The 22,155-nt window shown below is 29.7% G+C and carries 23 protein-coding genes and 1 pseudogene; 4 read left to right on the plus strand and 20 right to left on the minus strand.

Annotated elements, in window-relative coordinates:
• Positions 1-22: 22 nt before the first annotated feature.
• The 9 genes from SJY27_RS10040 to SJY27_RS10080 all read right to left on the minus strand — a co-directional run bounded on the left by SJY27_RS10040 (position 23) and on the right by SJY27_RS10080 (position 7,841).
• Entirely contained in the window at positions 23-2,665 is a 2,643-nt protein-coding gene (locus tag SJY27_RS10040; protein ID WP_397444698.1) for a carboxypeptidase-like regulatory domain-containing protein, read from the minus strand.
• A gap of 8 nt (positions 2,666-2,673) precedes the next feature.
• On the minus strand, positions 2,674-3,390 hold the full coding sequence (locus tag SJY27_RS10045) for a GLPGLI family protein (protein ID WP_397444699.1): 717 nt from the start codon (positions 3,388-3,390) through the stop codon (positions 2,674-2,676).
• A 50-nt stretch (positions 3,391-3,440) separates the two neighbouring features.
• Positions 3,441-3,665: a hypothetical protein gene (locus tag SJY27_RS10050; protein WP_397444700.1), complete on the minus strand. Its 225-nt coding sequence runs from the start codon at positions 3,663-3,665 to the stop codon at positions 3,441-3,443.
• A gap of 6 nt (positions 3,666-3,671) precedes the next feature.
• Positions 3,672-4,400, minus strand: coding sequence for a GLPGLI family protein (locus SJY27_RS10055; RefSeq protein ID WP_397444701.1), 729 nt, complete (start codon positions 4,398-4,400; stop codon positions 3,672-3,674).
• 50 nt (positions 4,401-4,450) lie between these two features.
• Complete coding sequence (locus SJY27_RS10060; RefSeq protein ID WP_397444702.1) at positions 4,451-4,717, minus strand: hypothetical protein; 267 nt, start codon at positions 4,715-4,717, stop codon at positions 4,451-4,453.
• A gap of 689 nt (positions 4,718-5,406) precedes the next feature.
• The gene (locus tag SJY27_RS10065) at positions 5,407-6,132 is read right to left on the minus strand and encodes a GLPGLI family protein (protein ID WP_397444703.1); all 726 of its coding nucleotides are present in this window, start codon (positions 6,130-6,132) and stop codon (positions 5,407-5,409) included.
• A gap of 57 nt (positions 6,133-6,189) precedes the next feature.
• Positions 6,190-6,432, minus strand: a complete 243-nt coding sequence (locus tag SJY27_RS10070) for a hypothetical protein (protein ID WP_397444704.1) — start codon at positions 6,430-6,432, stop codon at positions 6,190-6,192.
• 378 nt (positions 6,433-6,810) lie between these two features.
• On the minus strand, positions 6,811-7,530 hold the full coding sequence (locus SJY27_RS10075) for a GLPGLI family protein (RefSeq protein WP_397444705.1): 720 nt from the start codon (positions 7,528-7,530) through the stop codon (positions 6,811-6,813).
• A 56-nt stretch (positions 7,531-7,586) separates the two neighbouring features.
• On the minus strand, positions 7,587-7,841 hold the full coding sequence (locus SJY27_RS10080; RefSeq protein ID WP_397444706.1) for a hypothetical protein: 255 nt from the start codon (positions 7,839-7,841) through the stop codon (positions 7,587-7,589).
• 525 nt (positions 7,842-8,366) lie between these two features.
• On the opposite strand from SJY27_RS10080, the gene SJY27_RS10085 reads away from it, so the two are divergent.
• Entirely contained in the window at positions 8,367-8,627 is a 261-nt protein-coding gene (locus tag SJY27_RS10085) for a helix-turn-helix domain-containing protein (RefSeq protein WP_397444707.1), read from the plus strand.
• A 111-nt stretch (positions 8,628-8,738) separates the two neighbouring features.
• On the opposite strand, the pseudogene SJY27_RS10090 reads toward SJY27_RS10085, so the two are convergent.
• From SJY27_RS10090 to SJY27_RS10110, 5 genes and pseudogenes are all read right to left on the minus strand, one after another.
• A pseudogene (locus SJY27_RS10090) lies at positions 8,739-8,897 on the minus strand (succinate dehydrogenase/fumarate reductase iron-sulfur subunit); the annotation flags it as partial.
• Between the two features lie 188 nt (positions 8,898-9,085).
• Entirely contained in the window at positions 9,086-9,823 is a 738-nt protein-coding gene (locus tag SJY27_RS10095; RefSeq protein ID WP_397444708.1) for a GLPGLI family protein, read from the minus strand.
• A gap of 60 nt (positions 9,824-9,883) precedes the next feature.
• The gene (locus tag SJY27_RS10100) at positions 9,884-10,102 is read right to left on the minus strand and encodes a hypothetical protein (protein WP_397444709.1); all 219 of its coding nucleotides are present in this window, start codon (positions 10,100-10,102) and stop codon (positions 9,884-9,886) included.
• Positions 10,103-10,823: 721 nt separating this feature from the next.
• Entirely contained in the window at positions 10,824-11,558 is a 735-nt protein-coding gene (locus SJY27_RS10105) for a GLPGLI family protein (RefSeq protein ID WP_397444710.1), read from the minus strand.
• A gap of 45 nt (positions 11,559-11,603) precedes the next feature.
• Positions 11,604-11,828, minus strand: a complete 225-nt coding sequence (locus SJY27_RS10110; RefSeq protein ID WP_397444711.1) for a hypothetical protein — start codon at positions 11,826-11,828, stop codon at positions 11,604-11,606.
• Positions 11,829-12,288: 460 nt separating this feature from the next.
• Between SJY27_RS10110 and SJY27_RS10115 the strand changes: the two genes are divergently transcribed.
• Positions 12,289-12,549, plus strand: coding sequence for a helix-turn-helix domain-containing protein (locus SJY27_RS10115; RefSeq protein WP_397444712.1), 261 nt, complete (start codon positions 12,289-12,291; stop codon positions 12,547-12,549).
• Between the two features lie 109 nt (positions 12,550-12,658).
• Here the strand turns inward: SJY27_RS10115 and SJY27_RS10120 are convergent, their stop codons facing one another.
• The 6 genes from SJY27_RS10120 to SJY27_RS10145 all read right to left on the minus strand — a co-directional run bounded on the left by SJY27_RS10120 (position 12,659) and on the right by SJY27_RS10145 (position 20,260).
• Positions 12,659-13,399: a succinate dehydrogenase/fumarate reductase iron-sulfur subunit gene (locus SJY27_RS10120; RefSeq protein ID WP_397444713.1), complete on the minus strand. Its 741-nt coding sequence runs from the start codon at positions 13,397-13,399 to the stop codon at positions 12,659-12,661.
• Positions 13,400-13,478: 79 nt separating this feature from the next.
• Entirely contained in the window at positions 13,479-15,476 is a 1,998-nt protein-coding gene (locus SJY27_RS10125) for a fumarate reductase/succinate dehydrogenase flavoprotein subunit (protein WP_397444714.1), read from the minus strand.
• A gap of 12 nt (positions 15,477-15,488) precedes the next feature.
• Positions 15,489-16,163 carry a succinate dehydrogenase cytochrome b subunit gene (locus SJY27_RS10130; RefSeq protein WP_397444715.1) on the minus strand — a complete coding sequence of 225 codons (675 nt, stop codon included), beginning with the start codon at positions 16,161-16,163 and terminating at the stop codon, positions 15,489-15,491.
• Between the two features lie 157 nt (positions 16,164-16,320).
• Positions 16,321-16,902 (minus strand): DUF6973 domain-containing protein, encoded by a 582-nt coding sequence (locus tag SJY27_RS10135; RefSeq protein WP_397444716.1) that lies wholly within the window; start codon positions 16,900-16,902, stop codon positions 16,321-16,323.
• A 28-nt stretch (positions 16,903-16,930) separates the two neighbouring features.
• Positions 16,931-17,428 (minus strand): hypothetical protein, encoded by a 498-nt coding sequence (locus SJY27_RS10140; protein WP_397444717.1) that lies wholly within the window; start codon positions 17,426-17,428, stop codon positions 16,931-16,933.
• Positions 17,429-20,260, minus strand: coding sequence for a glycosyl hydrolase (locus SJY27_RS10145; protein WP_397444718.1), 2,832 nt, complete (start codon positions 20,258-20,260; stop codon positions 17,429-17,431).
• A gap of 139 nt (positions 20,261-20,399) precedes the next feature.
• Between SJY27_RS10145 and SJY27_RS10150 the strand changes: the two genes are divergently transcribed.
• Together SJY27_RS10150 and SJY27_RS10155 are read left to right on the plus strand one after the other, a co-directional pair.
• A complete protein-coding gene (locus tag SJY27_RS10150; RefSeq protein ID WP_397444719.1) occupies positions 20,400-20,666 on the plus strand; it encodes a GlsB/YeaQ/YmgE family stress response membrane protein in 267 nt (88 codons plus the stop codon).
• A gap of 144 nt (positions 20,667-20,810) precedes the next feature.
• The gene (locus SJY27_RS10155; RefSeq protein WP_397444720.1) at positions 20,811-22,127 is read left to right on the plus strand and encodes a DEAD/DEAH box helicase; all 1,317 of its coding nucleotides are present in this window, start codon (positions 20,811-20,813) and stop codon (positions 22,125-22,127) included.
• Positions 22,128-22,155: the final 28 nt, after the last annotated feature.

The raw sequence follows: 22,155 nt of genomic DNA on the forward strand, positions 1-22,155 counted from the left end.
ATTTAAAATATAAGGCAATCACTTACAAATTATAACCAATAGTAAACAATACAATTCTTGGTAAAATAAAGGTTTTAGTGTCCGAAATTAAAAAATCTGAAAAGCTATTGCTTTGTTTAAACTGTGCATTTAACAGGTTTTGAGCAGTAATTTTATAGCTCCAGGCAGAATTTTCTTTTTTGTAAGATAACGTGGCATTCGCAATTTCGTAGGTGTTTTTCTGATTGAACGTTTTATTTTGATAATTGCTTTTAGTATAATCGAAATTAAAAATAAAGTTTTCTAGAAAATTGTAATCAATATTGATAAATGGCTGAGTGGTTATAAATTTCGAAGTATTTGCACTTGCTGTAAAATTACCAATATCTTGCTTAAAACCAATTTCTATGGTTGGAAATTTATCAAACAGCGTTTCAATTGCTATTTCATAATCGTAATTTTTATTGGTATTGGTTTGTAAAGTGCTGTTTAATTCTTGAACAAATTGGGAATTGCTAAAACCAACATCAAACTTATACTTTAGTTTTTTTATGGATTTTTCTAAATGAATATTTCCTCGCCAATTTTCTGAAGGATTGTCAAACATTTTTACTGTTAAAAATTGATTGATGTCATTAAAATCAACTGTACTTCTTACTCCACGAATTTGTTTATTGTAATTTACACTTGCAAACAACATTAAACCTCTGTACAAACTAAATCTGCTATAGTAAATTCTTGCATTATGAAATAAGTTATTTTGCAAGTTTTCATTCCCTCTAAAAACGGAATTGTAAGATTGCAAATAAAAACGATTGGCGAATTTACTGGCATCAGAAAAAGAAGTTTTTAAGTTGTAGTTTATGGTGATTTTCTTGGATTTATTAAACTCAATTTTTGCTAAAAAGTCAGGTAAAACTACCAATTTGCCAATTGCTGTGTTTATATTTTGATTGATATTCCAATCGTATTTATGCGCATAGACACCTTGTTTTAGGGTAAAAATTCCTGACCTGAATTTGTAATGCATCCCCACAAAAAAATCATTCAACCTAAAATTTACATCGTTCCCAAATCCGCCATTGGCGAAATTATTTAGAGTATCATCGTCTAAACGTTGAGTGTCTTCCGTAAAAAAATCTTCTTGCAAATACTTGTTACCTAAAGTTGTATAAATATGATTGCTGTTGTTAATTTCCCAAAAGTGTTTAAAAACACCATCAAAATTATGTTCTTGCGTATTTTTTAATTGATTAATTCGTAATAAAGTCTGATTATTATCAGCAGGAATTAAGCCTTGCAAAATAGGATCTTGGGTTTCCCAAAAAGCGGTTTTATTACTTTTATCAAACGTATAATTGATGACTGATGAAAACGTGTGCTTGTCATTTTGCCTTTTATGCCATTCTATATTTTGGTTGATGTAGGTGGCTGTTAAATCTCTATCTGTAGTTATGGTATTTGTATTGTTGTTGATAATACTTGTAAGACTTTGATTGTTAGTATTATTTGTTCTTTTTATCTGAGTTCTAGAGTACCATTTTTCTTTAGAATTTGGGTTGTATTCTAAATTTAAATTTCCAATCCCTAATAGATTGTCAAAATTTGTTTTTCTGGTTCTGTCTTCTGTAAAAGCTGTGTATTCATTTAGGTTTTCTACTAAACTGGCTGTTTTTGAGTTCGAGAAAATAGCATATCCAGAAACATCAAATTTATCTGTGGCTACTTTGGTAATATTTAACGCTCCGAATTTTTGTTGACTACTCAACACATCATTACTTTGCATAAATTGAGAAAAATCGCCACGTTTAAAATTATTTTTAAAGATAGCATTAATACCTCCAGAAAAACTTAAATAATCTCTGAACGTGAATGTTTTTTCGCCAATATTATTGATGTTTCCAATAAAGTTAACATTTGTTTTAGGTGAATAATAAAACAAATTGGCACTTGCTTTGTAAAAATCTTCATTTCCTTTACCAGCCTCAACATCACCAAAAACAAAGCGTTTTTTATCTTCTTTTAATTTGATGTTCATTGCCATTTCATCTGAGTCTGTTAATCCTTTTAAAAACGAAACTTCATTATAATTGTCTATTACCTCTACATTGCCCACAGCATCTGCAGGAATATTTTCTACTGCCAATTTAGAATTACCACCAAAAAACTTTTTACCATCTACTAACATTTTCGTTACTTTTTTGCCTTGTACAGTAACTGTACCATTTTTACTAACCTCAACTCCTGGTAATTTTTTTAAAACATTTTTTAGCTTTCGTTCTGAACCATCAATAAATTTAGAAGTTTTATAGGTTGTGGTATCTCCTCTAACAGTTACAGGCATTTCTATAACAACCTCATCTAATTGTTCTGAAGATTGTTGTAATACAAAGTTCTTTTTTATAGATTTTTGCGCAACAAACTCGAAATCTATGGGTTTGTAACCTAAATAAGAAATACTAATAGTAATCGTATCTCCTTTTTCTAATAACAACTTATAATAACCTTCATTATCTGTAATAGCAAATTGTAAATTTTTAGATACATCTTTAGGTTTTGCAATTACGTTTGCATAGGGCATTGGGTTTTGAAGACTGTCTTTTACGGTTCCTGATAGAGTTACTTTTTGAGCATTGCAATAACTTGAAATGACAAGAATTAAAAGGATTAGGAGTTTCTTTCTCATAGGTTACTTTATTGTTTTTCTATACTTTTCCAAAAACTGCTATATCTTTTTTGTGCTTCTTCTATTGTTACTTTTTCTCCTTTTGTTGGTTTATTAATTTCTATTTTTTCTTTTGGGTTTAAAATAATTTTTGTGGCGATAATTTTTCTTCTTTTTAATTGAACTTCAAGCACTAAACCAGGTAAACCAACAAATTTTTTTGGTCCAAAACTCACAGGAATTTGTGGAGTAAACCAAGCATAACTGCTATTGTTTTTATAACTTAAATCAAAAGCTTTGTAACATATATAGCCACCTATTATTTTTGATTCTTGAGTTATTTTCCATTTTTTAGTTGGTAAATCGATTAGAGATAATTCCCCAAAAACATCACTTTGATGATAAAATTCTTTACTAATTAGATTTTTGTAATATTTATCATCACCTCCTGCAAAAGTTTCTGTCATATTTAAGGAAGATTTACCATCGTTTTTCATTTTCTTTTCTATATAATATAAAGATTCCTCATTTGTAAAATCTAAATAAGCGTTGACATTTGAAGTATTTTCAAAAATATTACGCATCCATTTATCCATTTTTTTCGTTTTCATTTTTTTGGATATGGAATCTATTTTTTTATCAGAAAACGGAGTCATTGAGACCACATAGGTAACCTTGCCATTTAACTGTTGAGAAAAAACAATTGTTGAAAAAAATAAGAGAATCCAAGAAAGGAAAATTTTCATAGCTATTTTATTGATGTATACTTTTAAAACGATTTAAAATTATGAAGGTTTCAAATAAACGGTATACATTTTTGCAGTGACGATTTATAATAACTTTCGTTATCTATAATAGAAAGTTGAAGGTTTTTAGAAACATCTTTGGGTTTTGCAATTACATTTGCATAAGGCAAAGGGTTTTGTAAGCTATCTTTTACAAAACCTGTTAAGGTTACTTTTTGGGAATAACTAAAACTTGAAATTGCAAATACTAAAATAAATAGGAGTTTCTTTTTCATAAAACACTAATTACCAAATACACTTTTTTTGGCTTTTTTTATTTCTTTTGCATATTCTTCTCCACTTATTCTTTTACCACCTTTTGGTATTTCTATTTTAATTTCTTTTTTAGGGTTTAAAACAATTTTCATAGCACTAAAAACTATATTGCCTATATCTAATTGCAAAATCAAACCAGGTAAACCATACTCTCCTTTTGGTCCAAAACTAATAGGTATTGATGGTGTATACCAAGCAATAACTTTACCATTACTTCTTGTTGCTTTGTAAACAATATATCCGTTTATTTCTTTAGTTTCTTGAGTCAATTCCCAATTTAAATATTTATTTTCGAAAATAAAACACTCTCCTAGAGCTTCACATTCTTTAATTAAATACGTTTTTGTTATATCATTATAATAATATTCTTTAGAGCCTCCAGCATCTATTCTATTCATTCTTTGTGCAAGATCATTTTTAGGAATATTCATTTTATCCTCAACTAAAAATATTCCAGTTCCTTTAGTAAATAAAAGAGTTGATTTAACTGATTTTGTATTTAAAAAAACTTTATCCAATGATGCTACTAGTTGTTTATTTTTTATTTTATCTCTTTTATTAGACAAATAATCTGCTGCTTTTATACCATTAACTTTTGATTCATAATTTATTATACCATAATATTCTGATTGAGATAATATTAATGTGGTATTTAAAAAAAAGAAAATAAAAAAATTTATTTTAAGAAATTTCATAATATCGGTTTTAAAAAGCCTAAAGAAAAAATCTTTAGGCTTATTTTTTTTTAACAGGTTGTTGTATAACAGTGAAAATATAATTCAGAATAACGATCCATTAATTCACTTCCTTCTCCCCTATCATCGTGATTTGATGAAAGAGCTAAAGCACCCTCTCTTGCTAATGAATTACAATCACTTGCACAACCAAACTCTTCCACTATTTCAATAGCTTCTTTTGTCGTTGGTAAAATTTCATCATTACTAGATGTTGCGTTTATAAAAGTTATTCCTGTTGCTAGTACAAATACTAAACTTAATATTACTTTTTTCATTTTTCTAAAATTTAAAACCTATTTTTTAGGTTTATTTAATAAATAATTTTCGAGTTTTTAGTTGAGTAAACCAAATTAAAATTCTCTAAAAAATTGGTAGAAAAAATGGTACTTTTGCAACACTTCCTCTGTTTGTTGTTGTTTATTTAAATAGGCATTTGTTTTAAGTGATACATTTATTTACACGATTTTTATATTTCTTATTTCCGCAAGCGGAGGTTTTTCAGTAGGCAGTAGGCAGTAGGCAGTAGGCAGTAGGCAGTAGGCAAAACTAAAACTTACGATAGCTACAGTTACTGATATATTTATTTTTCTTCATATTTCTATTTTTGTTGACTGTTAGTTATTTTTTATGTTATAAATTATAGTATAAGTTAGTTTTCAAAAAATTGAGAAAACTACTTTATGTAATTTTATACCAACTTTGTAAGTTAGTCTAACTTTGTTTTTGTTTTGACTATATAGTGCCACTGCTGTACACAGTAGCATTATAATTATTAATGTTTTCTTCATTTTTATCAGAATAAGGAATCATAGAAACTACATAGGCTACTTTTTACTTTTGAGCATTTATAAAAATTGATGAAAAAATAATTATTATTAGTAAGGTGAATTATAAAACTGTTTTCTATATAGTTTTAAAACAAAAAGAAAATATTATAGTTTCAAAAAAATATTATTTGGTCATGTTAGTTACCAAAAACACTTTTTTTAGCCTTTTTCATAATTGAACTATACTCTTCATAAGAAACTCTATTACCTCCTTTTGGCCTTTCTACTACAACTTTCTCTTTTGGGTTTAAAATAATTTTAGTAGCCCTAAAAATGATTTTACCTATTTCTAATTCTAAAATTAAACCTGGCAAACCATATTCTCCTTTAGGTCCAAAACTTATTGGAATACTTGGTGTGTACCAAGCAATAACCTTACCATTACTTCTTGTAGCTTTAAAAACTTTATATCCGTTCATTTCTTTTGTTTCTTGAGTAAGATTCCATTTTAAAAATTTATTATCAAAAACAAAACATTCTCCTAATGCTTCGCACTCCTTTATTAAATAAATTTTTTCATTATCATTATAATAATATTCTTTTGAACCTCCTGCTCTTGAAACAGCCATTTGTTGTCCTAAATCATCATCTCTAATCATTTTATCTTCAACTATAAAAACACCTTTATTATTTGAAAATTGAAGTTTAGAGTTTATAGGTTTTTTAAACTCAAAAGATTGTTTTATTAAAGATAGGAGTTTTTTGTTTTTTGTTTTTTGTTTTTTTTCTGATAAAAGTTTTTCTATTTTTTTTGAATTTGTAAAAGATTTATAATCAACTATTCCTGAAAAATTTTGTTGAGATAGCAAAATTGAAGTTGTAAAATAGAAATATAATAAAATATGTTTTATTAAGATTTTCATAATTCTGTTTTATTAAGCCTAGGGAAAAATCCCTAGGCATTATTGAATAATTAATTATTAACATTGTGTTGCCAAGCAAGCTGCATAATACCTTTTAAATGTTGTGACTAGTGCACCACCAGCACTTCTATCTGCATCTTCTCCTTCTTCCCATAATGCTCCTTCTCTAGAGGCACTAACACAATCACTCGCACAACCATATTCTTCAACCATTTCTGAAGTTTCATTAGACTGATTAGCATTAATAAATGACACTCCTATTGCTAAAATAAATACTAAACTTAAAATTACTTTTTTCATAATATAAAATCTTGGAACCTAATTTTTTATTTAGGTTAGTTTGTAATAATTCTTTGAGTTTTTAGTTGAATACACCAAATTAAAATTCTCTAAAAAATTGGTAGAAAAAGTAGTACTTTTGTAAAACTTCCTCTGTTTGTTGTTGTTTATTTACATAGGCAATGGTTTTAAGTGATACATTTATTTACACGATTTTTATATTTCTTATTTCCACAAGCGGAGGTTTTTCAGTAGGCAGTAGGCAGTAGGCAGTAGGCAGTAGGCAGTAGGCAAAACTAAAACTTACGATAGCTACAGTTACTGATATATTTATTTTTCTTCATATTTCTATTTTTGTTGACTGTTAGTTATTTTTTATGTTATAAATTATAGTATAAGTTAGTTTTCAAAAAATTGAGAAAACTCTCTTCTTTGTTTTGCTTTATAATTTTCTTCAGAAATTTTAGTTCCTTTTTTAGGTATAATTTCTACCTCATTTTTAGGATTTAGAGTGATATTTTTTACTTTAAAAATTATAGCTGTTTCCTCCAATTCTAAAATTAACCCAGGTAAGCCAAAATAATGCTTAGGACCAAAACTAGCAGGAATTTGAGGTGCATACCAAGCAATAGGTTTTTGTTTGGTATTCTTTGAACTCGTATTTATAGCCTTATAACATAAATATCCTCCAATAAGTTTTGATTCTTGCGTCAATTTCCACTCTAATTTTGGTTGTATTATTAAATAACATTTTTCAAATATTTTACATTCTTGAATTGTATTTGTTTGCATTATCAAATCTGTATAAAATATTTTTTCACTTCCTGCTCTAGAATACACTAAATCTAAACCGTTATTTCTTTCTTTAATTTGCATTCTTTTTGATACTGAAGAGTATCCATTTGTAGATGTGAATTTTAGGATTGCTTCAGTATCTTTAGTTTTAGCAATTAATTCTCTCATAGTTTCTAACCTCTTTCCTTTCTCTTTTTCTTCTTTTTCAATGTCTTCTAGCGTAAAATTTAGCTTTACACTATATTTTACTATGCCCGAACCATTTTGTGAAAATAGACTGGAATAAAAGACTAAAAGTAAAATAGTAATAGTAGTTTTTTTCATTTTTTTGATGTAATAACCTCTCTAGAAGCCTAGAGAGGTATAGATTAGTAAAATTTTTAACAATTAGTATTGTAACAATTTGTGTATTCCGTCATATAATCATCTAAGTGATCATTTGGGTCTTCCCCAAGAACATCTGATGCATCTTGAATTTTCTTCTTGGATTCTTTGACACAATCAGTTGCACAACTAAAATCTTCATAAACTTCAATTACTTGCTCTTTTCCTTCTATATATTCATCATTTGACGATGTTGCATTTAAGATTGTACTACCTGTTACAAACACTAAATTTAAAATTACTTTTTTCATTTTTTCTAATTTTTAAAATGATTTATAATTATATTTTGGTGTATTTAATTGATTTAACAAGTTTAAATAACACCAAAAAACTTGTAGAAAAAATGGTACTTTTGTAACACTTCTTCTGCTTGTATTTGTTTATTTGCATAGGCAATGGTTTTAAGTGATACATTTATTTGGTAATTTTTATATTTCTTATTTCCGCAAGCGGAGGTTTTTCAGTAGGCAGTAGGCAGTAGGCAGTAGGCAGTAGGCAGTAGGCAGTAGGCAGTAGGCAGTAGGCAGTAGGCAAAACTAAAACTTACGATAGCTACAGTTACTGATATATTTATTTTTCTTTTTTCTTATAAGGCAACGATGCTTTTTCATAACAATTTCTTTCATCAAATTTGAGAAACATTTTTAATACAACCTAAAAAATCACTTTCCATTTAGCCCTCCCCATTTATAGGGATAAAAACGCAAAATCGTCCCCATAAATGGGGAGGGCTAAATGGCACATTTTGTTTTAAAAATATTTACTAATTTTGATTTATGAAAAAGAAGGCACTGCTCAGTTACTTTGTAAAAGACGAATACAAAGCTATTTTAGATCATTTAACTTCAATTAGACAAGATAAAGGATATACACAATATCAAGTAGGATACAAACTTGGTATAAGTGATACTGCATATTCGAAATTAGAAAACGGACATAGTAAACTAGATTTAGAACGTCTTATTTTTATCTTAAAAATCTTTGATGTGAGCCTTAAAGATTTTTTTGAGAATTTTAAAGAGTTTAAAGAAAAGTAGATATTCGCATAAACAAGAAAAACCCAAAACTAAAATTAATCTTGGGCTTTTTGTTTTTAAGATTGTTTCTAAAAAGATTGCTTCACTATCGCTCGCAATAACATTGCGTGATTATACTGATGCTTTCATCAACTCTCTATTCATTCTTGCAATGTTGTCTAAAGAAATTCCTTTTGGACATTCTACTTCACAAGCTCCAGTATTGGTACAGTTACCAAAACCTTCTAAATCCATTTGAGCTACCATATTTTTAACTCTGTCTGCAGCTTCTTTTGCAATTGGAATTGAATTTGCATCTTGGCATCCCCATTTATTGGTTTTTTGAGAAGAATTTTTGATGCGCTTATTGTTCTATAACTCATTTCTACTAAAATTACTAACCCTAGTAAATAATTATTCTATGATTAACCAAAGCTTACAGGTATTTGAGATGTAAGCCAAGCAATAGGTTTCATTTTTTAATTTCTATTATATTTTTCCCTAAAATCTTTAGCTAAACCACTCGTAATACTGTCATATTCTTTTTGGGTAATTTTTATTCCTTTATCTACTTTTTTTAGTTCTTTCCCATTACTCTGGTTTAAAATAATTTTACTTGCATAAAAAATTACTTTATCATTTTCAATTTCTAAAATTAAACCAGGTAAGCCATTATATTTTAGGGGTCCAAAAGAATAGGGAAGTTCTGGTGCATACCATGCCTTAATTTTAATTTCTACTGAGTTCCCTGAACTACCAATAAAAAAGTCTTTTTTTGTAGCTTTATAACAAGTGTAATCGCCTATTTGCTTTTTTTCTTGAGTCAAAACCCAGTTGTTTTGTTTTGATAACTTTATCAGAAAAATATCTGATTCAAACTCTTTTTGATGATAAATATTACCTTCTTTAAGTTCAGTATAAAAAACACCTGATCCACCACCCATAATTTTACTTAATTTTGTAGGAAGAGAGTTATCTGTATTACCAATACTCAATTTTTCATTTTCTTTAAAAATTGAAATATCTTTATTAAATTGTAGTATATACTCTAATTCATCCATTTTAGAAAAAGTTTTATTGAGTAATATATCAGCATTATCATTTTTATTTTTTATTTTTAAAATACTTTTCTTTTTGTAGATTACTTTCGAATATTTTTTTTGCGAAAAAAGTATTGAAGTTATTAAGAATAGTATTAGAGTTATTTTAATTTTCATAATTTTAATTTTAAAACCCAGAGAATTTAATCTCTGGATTTTTTTTAGATATATAATTGGTTATGGAGCTTCTTGTAATTCTTGAGCTGCCTCACATGCTTCAACTATAGCGTTGAATGTTTCATATGAAAATTCTTCTCCAGCTCTTTCTTCAGCATCAAATGCTAACGCGATACAATCTATTTCAACCAATGTACTATCTATGTTATTGGTGTTTGCGTTCATTAATGTAGTTCCTGTTGCAAATACAAAAATTAAACTTAAAATTACTTTTTTCATTTTTCTAATTTTTAAAATGATTTATAAAATATAATTTGATGTATTTAATTGATTGAACAAGTTTAAATAACACCTAAAAACTTGTAGAAAAAGTAGTACTTTTGCAACACTTCTTCTGCTTGTTCTTGTTTATTTACATAGGCAATGGTTTTAAGTGATACATTTATTTACACGATTTTTATATTTCTTATTTCCGCAAGCGGAGGTTTTTTAGAAGGCAGTAGGCAAAACTAAACAATAGCTTTTGTTTAATTTTAACTTCAAAATTATTTATTTTCATACCTCAATTTTTCTTTTTCATAGCAATTTCTTTTGTTCAAATTTCAGTATTTGTTTTTATTAAAAAAAATAAATCCATTTCCATTTTGGCATCCCCATAAATGGGGAGAGCGCTATCTCCCTATAAATGGGGAAGCCAATTTGGAAAGTGAAAAAGTTTAAAAATTAGAAATAAATAAATTTTTAATACTAATTATTTTTTTTTCAACTATGATTTCTGAGAAACTATATAAGTTACTTTGCTAGTTAATTTTTGTAAAAAAATGGTTGTTGAAAAAAGTAAGAGTATCAAAGAAAGGAAAAATTTCATAAACTGTTTTTATCAATTATGTATACTTTTAAAACGAAAATAATTTAGGATAGTTTCGAAAATTATACTCCATAATTTCAACTGTATATCTTTAGAATCACCCTTAAGAAACTTGAAGTATACACTGATTTATCAATTCTTAAGCCTATTATAAAGTTTTTGCTTTATCTTTTTTCTCATTCTGTTGTAATCTTCCTGAGAAATTCTTTTATTTTTTTCAGGTATATTAATATCAATATCTTTCTTTAGATTAAAACTTAATTTACTTACATAATATGTTATATTATTTTCTTTTAATTCTAATATCAATCCTGGAAGACCACCATAGTTCTTTGGTCCATATCTCAAATTTACCTGAGGTGTGTACCACGCTTCAACAATTCTATCATTTCTTATTAAAATTGCTTTAAAACAATTGTATTCTCCTATTTTCTTTGTCTCTCTTTTTAATTCCCAATTCAGTTCTTCAAAATTTGTAACTACATTAAACTGATCGCCCCAAGTTTGTGTTTGATAAATTATAATTTTTTCATTTAAACTATTGTAATAAACCTGCTTACCTCTGTTAACAATAATAGCATATTTTAACTGCTTGTCAATATCAACCTCTATTATTTTGTTCATTGAATACTCAGAAGAATGCTTGTTAAACTTTAATGTGAAAATTAATTTATTTTGATTGTTTTTTAAGCTTTCATTGATAAAATTTAAGTTAATTTTTAATTTTTGGTTTTTTTCTTTTTTGAATTTTTCTTTTGGAATATATTCATCCTCAATCTTATATTTATAATTTACAATTCCATTTCTAATTTGTGAAATATAGATTGTTGTGTTGAATAAGAATAAAATAAATAAAAATTGTTTCATAATTAAAGAAATTAGTGAGGAATTAAACTTCCTCACCATTTGTTATTAACCCGCTAAAATATCAGCCATATCTAAACATTCTGAGAGTATATCCTCAGAAAGTTCAAAGGAAAGGTCTGGATCACCCGTAAAACCCATAAACCACTCATAGTTGTCGAGTGATTCTTGAGTACAATCACCATAAGGATCAACTATATTAATGTTATTAGCACTGATAAAACTTATTCCAATTGCTAGCACAAACGCTAAACTTAAAATTGCTTTTTTCATTTTTTTTCATTTTTAAAATGATTTATAAATATAATTTGATGTATTTAAATGATTTAACAAGCTTAAATAACACCTAAAAACTTGTAGAAAAAGTAGTACTTTTGCAACACTTCTTCTGCTTGTTCTTGTTTATTTACATAGGCAATGGTTTTAAGTGATACATTTATTTACACGATTTTTATATTTCTTATTTCCGCAAGCGGAGGTTTTTTAGAAGGCAGTAGGCAAAACTAAAACTTGCTACAGATACTTATATCTCTATTTTTCTTTTTTTATGAGGCAACGTTTTTTTCATAACAATTTCTTTTTCCAAATTTGAGGAACATTTTTAATACAACCTAAAAAATCACTTTCCATTTAGCCCTCCCCATTTATAGGGATAAAAACGCTAAATCGTCCCCATAAATGGGGAGGGCTAAATGGAACATTTTGTTTTAAAAATATTTACTAATTTTGATTTATGAAAAAGAATGCACTGCTCAGTTACTTTGTAAAAGACGAATACAAATCTATTTTAGATCATTTAAGTTCAATTAGAAAAGAAAAAGGATATACACAATATCAAGTAGGGTACAAACTTGGTATAAGTGATACTGCATATTCGAAATTAGAAAACGGACATAGTAAACTAGATTTAGAACGTCTTATTTTTATTTTAAAGGTTTTGGATATAAGCCTTAAAGATTTTTTTGAGAATTTTAAAGAGTTTAAAGAAAAGTAGATATTCGCATAAACGAGAAAACCCAAAACTAAAATTAGTCTTGGGCTTATTGTTTTTAAGATTGTTTCTAAAAAGATTACTTCGCTGTCGCTCGCAATGACGTTTATAACTAAACTGATGCTTTCATCAACTCTCTGTTCATTCTTGCAATGTTGTCTAAAGAAATTCCTTTTGGACATTCAACTTCACAAGCACCTGTGTTTGTACAGTTACCAAAACCTTCTAAATCCATTTGAGCTACCATGTTTTGTACACGGTCTGCAGCTTCAACTTGTCCTTGAGGTAATAATGCATATTGAGATACTTTTGCACCTACAAATAACATAGCAGAACTGTTTTTACACGTTGCTACACAAGCACCACAACCAATACAAGTTGCAGCATCCATAGCTGTATCTGCTGCATGTTTAGAAATAGGAATTGAGTTGGCATCTTGTGTGTTACCAGAAGTGTTTACAGAAATGTAACCACCTGCATGCTGAATTCTATCGAAAGCAGAGCGATCTACAACTAAATCTTTAATTACAGGAAATGCTGCTGCTCTAAATGGCTCTATAGTAATCGTATCTCCATCGTTAAACATACGCATGTGTAATTGACATGTTGTAATACCTCTATCTGGGCCATGAGCTTCACCATTTATATACATAGAACACATACCACAAATACCTTCTCTACAATCGTGATCAAATGCTACTGGCTCTTCACCTTTAGCTACTAAACCTTCATTTAAAACATCTATCATTTCTAAGAAAGACATGTGTTCTGAAATTTCAGTAACTTTATAATCTACCATTTGACCCTTTGCACTAGCGTCTTTCTGTCTCCAAATTTTAAGTGTTAAATTCATATTTCTTAGTTTTTGGTTTTTGGCTGTTTGTTGTTAGTTTTTGTTTCCAGAAACCAACAACCATCAACCATCAACTATATTATTTATAACTTCTTTCTTTAACTTCTATATTCTCATACTCTAAAGCTTCTTTGTGTAACACAGCATCTTTAGGTTCTCCTTTATACTCCCAAGCAGAAACAAATTGGAATTCTTTTAAACGTTTTGCTTCTCCTTCTGGAGTTTGATATTCTTCTCTGAAGTGCCCTCCAGCTGATTCTTCTCTAACTAAAGCATCTTTTGCAAACAATTCTCCTAATTCTAGAAAATCTGCCACTCTACCTGCCTTTGCTAATTCCTCATTGTATTCGTTAGCTCCACCTGGTACAGAAACATTTTTCCAGAAATCTTTACGTAGTTCAGAAATTTCTGAAATGGCTTCTTTTAAACCTTCTGCATTTCTAGACATTCCACATTTATCCCACATGATTTTACCTAATTTCTTGTGGTAATAATCTACAGAATGTGTTCCTTTATTGTTCACAAAAAAGTTGATACTATCTTTTACGGCTTTTTCAGCTGCTTCAAATTCTGGTGTATCTGTTGGTATTTTTCCTGTTCTAATATCATCAGCTAAATAGTCTCCAATAGTATATGGTAATACAAAATATCCATCTGCTAAACCTTGCATTAATGCTGATGCTCCTAATCTGTTAGCTCCATGATCTGAGAAATTAGCTTCACCAATACAATAACAACCAGGAATGGTTGTCATCAAATTATAATCAACCCAAACACCACCCATGGTATAGTGTACAGCAGGATAAATCATCATTGGTGTTTCATATGGATTTTCATCTACGATTTTTTCGTACATCTGAAATAAGTTACCATATTTAGCCTTTACAATTTCTCTACCTAAGTTTATAATTTCTGCTTTAGATGGGTTTTTTAAACCTTTTATTTTTGCTTGCTCTTCTCCATAACGAATAAAAGACGCAGCAAAATCTAAGTATACAGCTTCACCTGTTGCATTTACACCATAACCAGCATCACAACGTTCTTTTGCTGCTCTAGAGGCAACATCTCTTGGTACTAAATTTCCAAAAGCAGGGTAACGTCTTTCTAAATAGTAATCTCTATCTTCTTCTTTTAACTGCGTAGGTTTTAATTTACCTGCTCTAATAGCTTCAACATCTTTTAAATGTTTAGGCACCCAAATTCTACCATCGTTACGTAAAGACTCAGACATTAAGGTTAATTTAGACTGATAATCTCCTGAACGTGGAATACAAGTTGGGTGAATTTGCGTATAACAAGGATTTGCAAAATACGCTCCTTTTTTATGGATTTTCCATCCTGCAGTTACGTTAGAACCCATTGCATTGGTTGATAAGAAATATACGTTTCCATAACCACCAGAAGCTACAACAACTGCATGTGCAGAATGTCTTTCAATTTCTCCTGTTACTAAATTACGTGCAATAATTCCTCTTGCTTTTCCGTCAACAATAACAACATCTAACATTTCGTGTCTGTTAAACATTTCTATTTTACCACGTGCAATTTGTCTGTTCATTGCAGAATAGGCACCTAGTAATAATTGTTGACCTGTTTGTCCTTTTGCGTAGAAAGTTCTAGAAACTAAAACTCCACCAAAAGAACGGTTGTCTAACAAACCACCATAATCACGTGCAAAAGGCACACCTTGTGCTACACATTGGTCTATAATATTTGCAGAAACCTCAGCAAGTCTGTAAACATTTGCTTCACGAGATCTATAATCCCCACCTTTTACAGTATCGTAAAATAATCTGTACGTAGAATCTCCATCACCTTGATAATTTTTTGCTGCATTAATACCTCCTTGAGCCGCAATTGAGTGCGCTCTACGTGGAGAATCTTGGTAAGCAAAAGCTTTTACATTATAACCTAATTCTGCTAATGTTGCAGAAGCAGAACCTCCTGCTAAACCTGTACCTACCACAATAACATCTATATGACGTTTGTTGGCTGGGTTTACCAAGTTAATTTCGTTTTTATAATCTGTCCATTTATCTTTAAGTGGACCTTTTGGTACTCTTGAATTTAAAGCCATAGTTTTTTAAGATTAATGGTTAAGATGATGAAATAATGCAATAAAAATAAAGCCTAAAGGAACAATTATTGAATATGCAATTCCTACTTTTTCTAATTTTTTTCTTAAAGAAGCTGCTCCAACTGATTGGAATGCAGAAGTGAATCCGTGTGCTAAATGTAAACCTAAGAAAACAAAAGCTAACACATAAGCCCCAACTCTTAATGGACTTACAAATTTATGCACCAATTCTTCGTGGTAACGCAAACCTTCTATACCCTCCATAGTTCCAGACCAATCACCTTGAATAAATTTTGTATTGATTTCTGGGAACCAAAAATCAATAAAATGTAAGAGAATAAAAGCAAGAATAGTTATTCCGCTTAAAATCATATTTCTACTAAACCAAGTAGAATTTGCAGCTCCGTTGTTTTTTGCATAACCAGCACCGTTTGCTTTTTTGTTTTGCAATTCTAAGATAAAACCCATTACAAAATGAAACACTACAGCAAATATTAAAACAGGCTGCAATGCAAATTGTACTACTGGGTTTGTACCCATAAAATGTGATACTTCGTTAAATAAGTCTGGGCTAAACACAGACATTATATTAATTGTTAAATGCTGTAATAAAAAGAACATCAGAAAAAATGCTGAGAGTGCCATTGACACTTTTCTCCCTATTGAAGATTTGAAAAATCCGCTCATTGTTTGTTGGTTAAAATTTTGAACACAAATTTAAGGTTAAAGGATTTGTATTACAAGGAATTTACTGCGTTTTCACCTGTATTTAGAATTAATTTAAATAAATTGGTTAAACGTTTAACAAAAACTTTTAAAATGGCTGCAATTTTAATTCTAAATTTTAGTTTGAAGCTACCAAACATTTCTTATTGTTCCACTTTTGGAATAATTCTTTTTGAGAAATTTTAGCGCCTTTACATGTTAAAAAATTACCTTTTTTATCTTTTTTAATGATTTTTAACTTACCCGCTTTTACAGCATTTATAACTCTAAAAATCAAACCATTTTTAGGGATTTTACTTCCTTTTTTGGTTAATTTTAAACCTTGTTCGTTATTCCATAAATCCATCTTTGATGAAATTTCATCTGGCAAAGTACCATCTTCTAATTTTCCTTTTTTAAAAGTGATATAATTCTCTTTTTCGTGAGCTTTGCCTAAGGTTCTTGCAGCAGATTTACCTAATTCTTGGTGCAATCTTGCCATCCAAAAAGCGTGCCTAAAAGCATCAACTTGACCTCCTGAAGCATCACCATCTAATACATTTGTTTTTTGAATGGAATCTGAAATTCGTTTTGCCTCTAAAGAAATTCTTAGTGCTTTTTTAGCTTTTAGAGGGTGTAGTAACACCCATTTTTTTGCAGGACCAGACAACGTGAAAAAATTTTTATGATTAGATTGCCCAAATGAAACCATAACGTTCATAAACAATATACAACACAAAAACTTCATTTTAATTTTTAAAGTATTTTTTGGGGATATCTTTTCCATCGTTGTTACTCATTGTCCAAATCATGTTGGCAATCCACCATCTATCATTTGAATAAATGAGTTGATAACTACCTACACCATAATCTTTAACTCCATCAGAATCCTCGCCATAAAAACTTTGAATAACATGAGCAATTCCATTATATTCTTCTATAATTTTCCCTTTACTAGTTTCAAAATAACCTTTTGAGTAATACTCATCTGTTAAGGTTTCTACAAAATCTTTCAAATTCATGGTTTCGTAAATTTGTTTTCCATCTTCTTTACCAACAACCGTAAAATGGGCTGTTGGCAAAAAGAGTTTTCTAAAAGCAGCAGTATCAATTTTTTCACCTTTTTTAACACTCACCAATTGTTGTGTTTTATTGGTGATTTTTTTTATGCTTTGATATACTTCTTTAGATTGAGTATTGGCTTGCATTGCAAAACATAACATTACAATTGAAAGTAAATTTTTCATCTACTTAATCTCGAACTTGTTTTTATCATCGCCAATTTTAATAGTATATTTCCCTTTTGGTAAATAAAACACTCCATTTTGTGCTGCACTAATTTTAGGTTTTTTAGACCTCTTTTTATATTCTTTTAATCCTTTTTTAGAGAATGAAAGGTCGTAAACCACTTCATTATAACCTTGATCTGCTTTTACAAGCATTGAACTTATTTCCAGATCTTCTTTAAAAATAGTAACCGTTATTTGTTTATTGGCATTTGCATAAAAAGGAATGGTTATTTTTGGCTCGTAAGCAGCCCTCCACTGACTCCAAGAATGTCCCCAATTTTTACTTTTTCTTATATTTTGAACATTAAAAATATGTATTGACTTTGCTAAAACTTTGGGAGTCATTTTTTGTAGTGGTGCAATATCTGCTTTGTATAAACTTCGGCCATGTGTAGCTACAATTAGGTGTTTTGCTTTGGGTTGAACTACCAAATCGTGTACTGCAACATCTGGTAAATTCTTTTCAAAAACTTGCCAAGAAGTTCCTTTATCAAAAGAAATATACAAGCCATTGTCTGTACCAACGTATAAAATATTCTCGTTTTTAGGATCTTCTTTAATTACATTTACGGATGATGTTGGAATTGATTGCCCAATACTTTGCCAAGTTTGTCCATAATCATCAGACATATATACATAAGGTGTAAAATCGTCAAAACGATAACCATTTAAAGTGGCATATACACGTTCTTTTTTATGTGCTGATGCAATTACTCTTGATACCCATAAATTTTGTGGTAAATTATTGGAAACTCTGGTCCAACTTCCTCCACCATTTTTTGTAAGATTGATGTAACCATCATCTGAACCTACGTAAATCAACCCGAATTGAAACGGACTTTCTGAAATTGTGGTTAATGTACCATATGCAACATTTCCTTTTTTACCTCCAGTTGTTAAATCGCCAGAAATGGTTTCCCAATCATCACCTTGATTTAAAGATCTGTGTAATTTATTGCCTCCTAAATATAAAATATCTTGATTGTGTTTTGATAATAAAATAGGAGTTTGCCAATTGAATCTGTATGGATTTTCACCTAAAGTATGTTTTGGCTGAATGTATTTATTTTTACCTGTTTTTCTATTAATTCTGTAATAATTTCCAAATTGATACCCTGTGTATACAATATTTTGATCTCTTTCGTCTACTTGAACTTGCATACCATCACCACCCATAATAGATTCGTAAGGATTTTGACCTGTTTGTTGCCACCTTTTATCTATTCTTGCATCATGCGCTGCAACCCAAACTCCATTGTCTTGTAAACCTCCATACACTTTATAGTTTTTTTGTTGATCTGCATATACCGAATAAAATTGCCCAACTGCTGGATCGTTTAGTTTTATCCAATTTTCACCATCATCATAAGAAAGATTTAAACCACCATCATTACCATTTAAAATATGCCCCGATTTTTTAGGATTTATCCACAATGCTTGGTGATCTGAATGTACATTTTCTTTACTAATAGATGTAAACGTTTTTCCACCATCTTTAGATTTTATAATAGGTACACCTAAAACGTAAATTCCGTTTTCGTTTTGTAAATCTACTCTTATTTCACCAAAATAATATCCGTAAGAACTATACACACCATTTAAATACGCTTTGTGTGTTTTTTCCCAAGACTTCCCACCATTTGTAGTTTTAAAAACCTCTGCACCAATTACCTGAGTATCAAACAACATTGAATTTGCATCTTCTAAATAGCTTGCCAAATCAATAGGTTGTACAGCACCAACTCTAACCATTTGTTTTACATTTTCTGCCCTATACTTTTCTTGAAAACCATTATTTTTTAAATAAGCATCCAATTTTTTGTTAGAGATTTTTAAAAAATCTTCTTTAGATATTGTTTTAAAATCTTCTTTGGTCAATTCTTCAGAAGGTTTTTTATTTTTTTCTTTTGGTCTTCTAAACTGGCTATCGTGTAAAGCATACACTGTATTTGCGTTAAAAACAGCTAAACCAATTCTACCCACACCATTACCAACCGGAAATCCGCTTTTATCAGAAATCTTTGTCCAAGAATTTCCTGCATCTGTACTTTTATAAATAGATGAACTTTTACCATCACCATCAAAATTCCATGCTTTACGTTCTCTTTCCCAAGAGGCTGCATACATCACTTTAAAATTTTCTGGTGCAAAAGCAACGTCAATCACTCCTGTATCTTTATTAATAAATAAAGGATTAGACCAAGTTTTACCACCATCTGTAGTTTTAAAAATTCCTCGTTCTTTGTTTGGTGAATATAAATGCCCAATAACACCTACAACAACCTCATCTGGATTATTTGGATTGATGAGGATTCTACTAATATGATGCGAATCTAACAGCCCAACATTCTGCCAAGTTTTGCCTTTATCTGTAGATTTTAGCATACCAATACCTGCATAACTAGAACGTGATGAATTTTTCTCTCCTGTACCTACCCAAATTGTTCCAGATTTCCAATCTACAGCAATATCACCAATGTTTTGTGTTGGTGAATTGTCTAGCACTGGTGTAAAAGTAGTGCCATTATTATTGGTGTACCACAAACCACCAGAAGCATACCCTACATAAAATTCTGAAGAATTGTTTGGATTTACAGCAACATCTGCAACACGACCACTCATTACAGTTGGTCCGATATTGGTAAAGCTGATGTTTTTTACTAAAGATGCCTTTTCAAGTTGAGCTTTATCATTTAATCCTTTTTGAATTATAGAAGCGTTAGTAGGATTGGTTTGACTAAACATAAATGATGTAAAAACAGCAAAACTAAAGAAGATAATTTTTTTCATAAATAGGTAAATATATTGGTTGATGTTGTTCAAAAAAAGTAAATTATTTTACTAAAATATTAGTTTTAAAAGACTTCCTTTCGTTTTTATTGTTAATTTTTATTAAATTGTACGCAATTAATCACTTAAATTTTATAAGATGAACATTTTATATACATTAATTATAGGAGCTATTTGCGGTTATATTGCAGATGTTTTAATGAGAGACAATGGTTTTGGACTAATTGTAAATATTATAATAGGTATTGCTGGTAGTTTTGTAGGAGATTGGCTATATGGTAAATTAGGGATACATATTGATGTTGGCAACACCATTTTAAACCAAATAATTATTGGAGCCTCTGGTGCAGTTGTAATTTTATTTTTAGTTGGGGTTTTAAGAGGTAAACGCTCTAAAAGGCGTTGATTTTTTTATATGAACAACATAAAAAGGTGCTTTAGAAGCATCTTTTTGCATTTTATACAAATACCAATGTAAATACAAAAGAATCCTACTACATTTACATCCTATTTAGAAGATAACACCTCTGTTATTTCTTAAACATTATTTATGACATTTAAATCTTTAGGATTATCTGAACCCTTTTTAAAAGCAGTTGCAGAAAAAGGATATACAACTCCATCACCTATTCAACAAAAAGCAATTCCACACATTTTAGAAGGGAAAGACGTTTTAGCCTCTGCCCAAACAGGTACAGGAAAAACAGCTGGTTTTACTTTACCTGTTTTACAATATTTAACAAACACCAAACACCCAAAATACAGACCTTTGCGTGCTTTAGTATTAACACCAACTAGAGAATTAGCAGCACAGGTGTACGAAAATATAAGAGAGTATAGTAAATATGTAAACATAAAATCTACCGTAGTTTTTGGTGGCGTAAAAGCAGCTGCACAAATAAAAACACTAAAACAAGGGGTTGATATTTTAGTAGCTACACCTGGTAGACTGTTAGATTTGCACGACCAAAAAGCAGTTTCATTTAAACGAATAGACGTTTTAATTTTAGATGAAGCAGACAGAATGTTAGATATGGGTTTTGTTAGAGATATTAACAAAATTATTAGCTATATGCCAACAAAACGCCAAAACTTACTATTTTCGGCAACGTTTTCAAAAGACATTAAAAAGTTAGCTAATGGCATTTTAAATAATCCTGTTGCTGTAGAAACTGCCCCACAAAACTCAACTGCAAAAAAAGTTACGCATAAAGTTTACAAAGTTGATAAAAAAAGAAAAACAGAATTTACGATTCAACTTATAAAAGACAACCATTGGAGTCAGGTTTTGGTTTTTACAAGAACCAAACATGGCGCTAATAAGCTGACTGAAAAACTGATAAAAGCTAATATTTCTGCTGCTGCTATTCATGGTAACAAAAGCCAAGGTGCAAGAACAAAGGCATTGAAAAACTTTAAAGACAATACGATTAAAATATTGGTAGCTACAGATATTGCTGCTCGTGGTTTAGACATCCCTTTATTACCTCACGTAATTAATTATGAGCTACCCAATATACCTGAAGATTATGTACACAGAATTGGACGAACAGGAAGAGCTGGTGCAGCTGGAGAGGCCATTTCTTTGGTTTGTAGTGAAGAAACTGAATATCAAAAAGAAATTGAAAAAGTTTTAAACGAAAAACTGAAAACCTCTATAATTGAAGGTTTTGAGCCACAAGATACTGCTCCACCAAAAAGAGCAGCTTCTCAAAGCAAAGGGTCTTTTGGTAAAAAGAAAAAAGCATCAAATTCAAATTCTTCTCAGGGGAACAAACCTAAAAGAAAACCCCATTTTAAAGGAAAAAAACCCACAAACACTTCTGGACTTGGTAGAACTGGCGCTCCTAAAAAGAAACGTTATTAAATTATCGTATATTATATTTTAAAAAACT

This window comes from Polaribacter sp. R77954, from assembly GCF_044595335.1.
Lineage (GTDB): Bacteria > Bacteroidota > Bacteroidia > Flavobacteriales > Flavobacteriaceae > Polaribacter.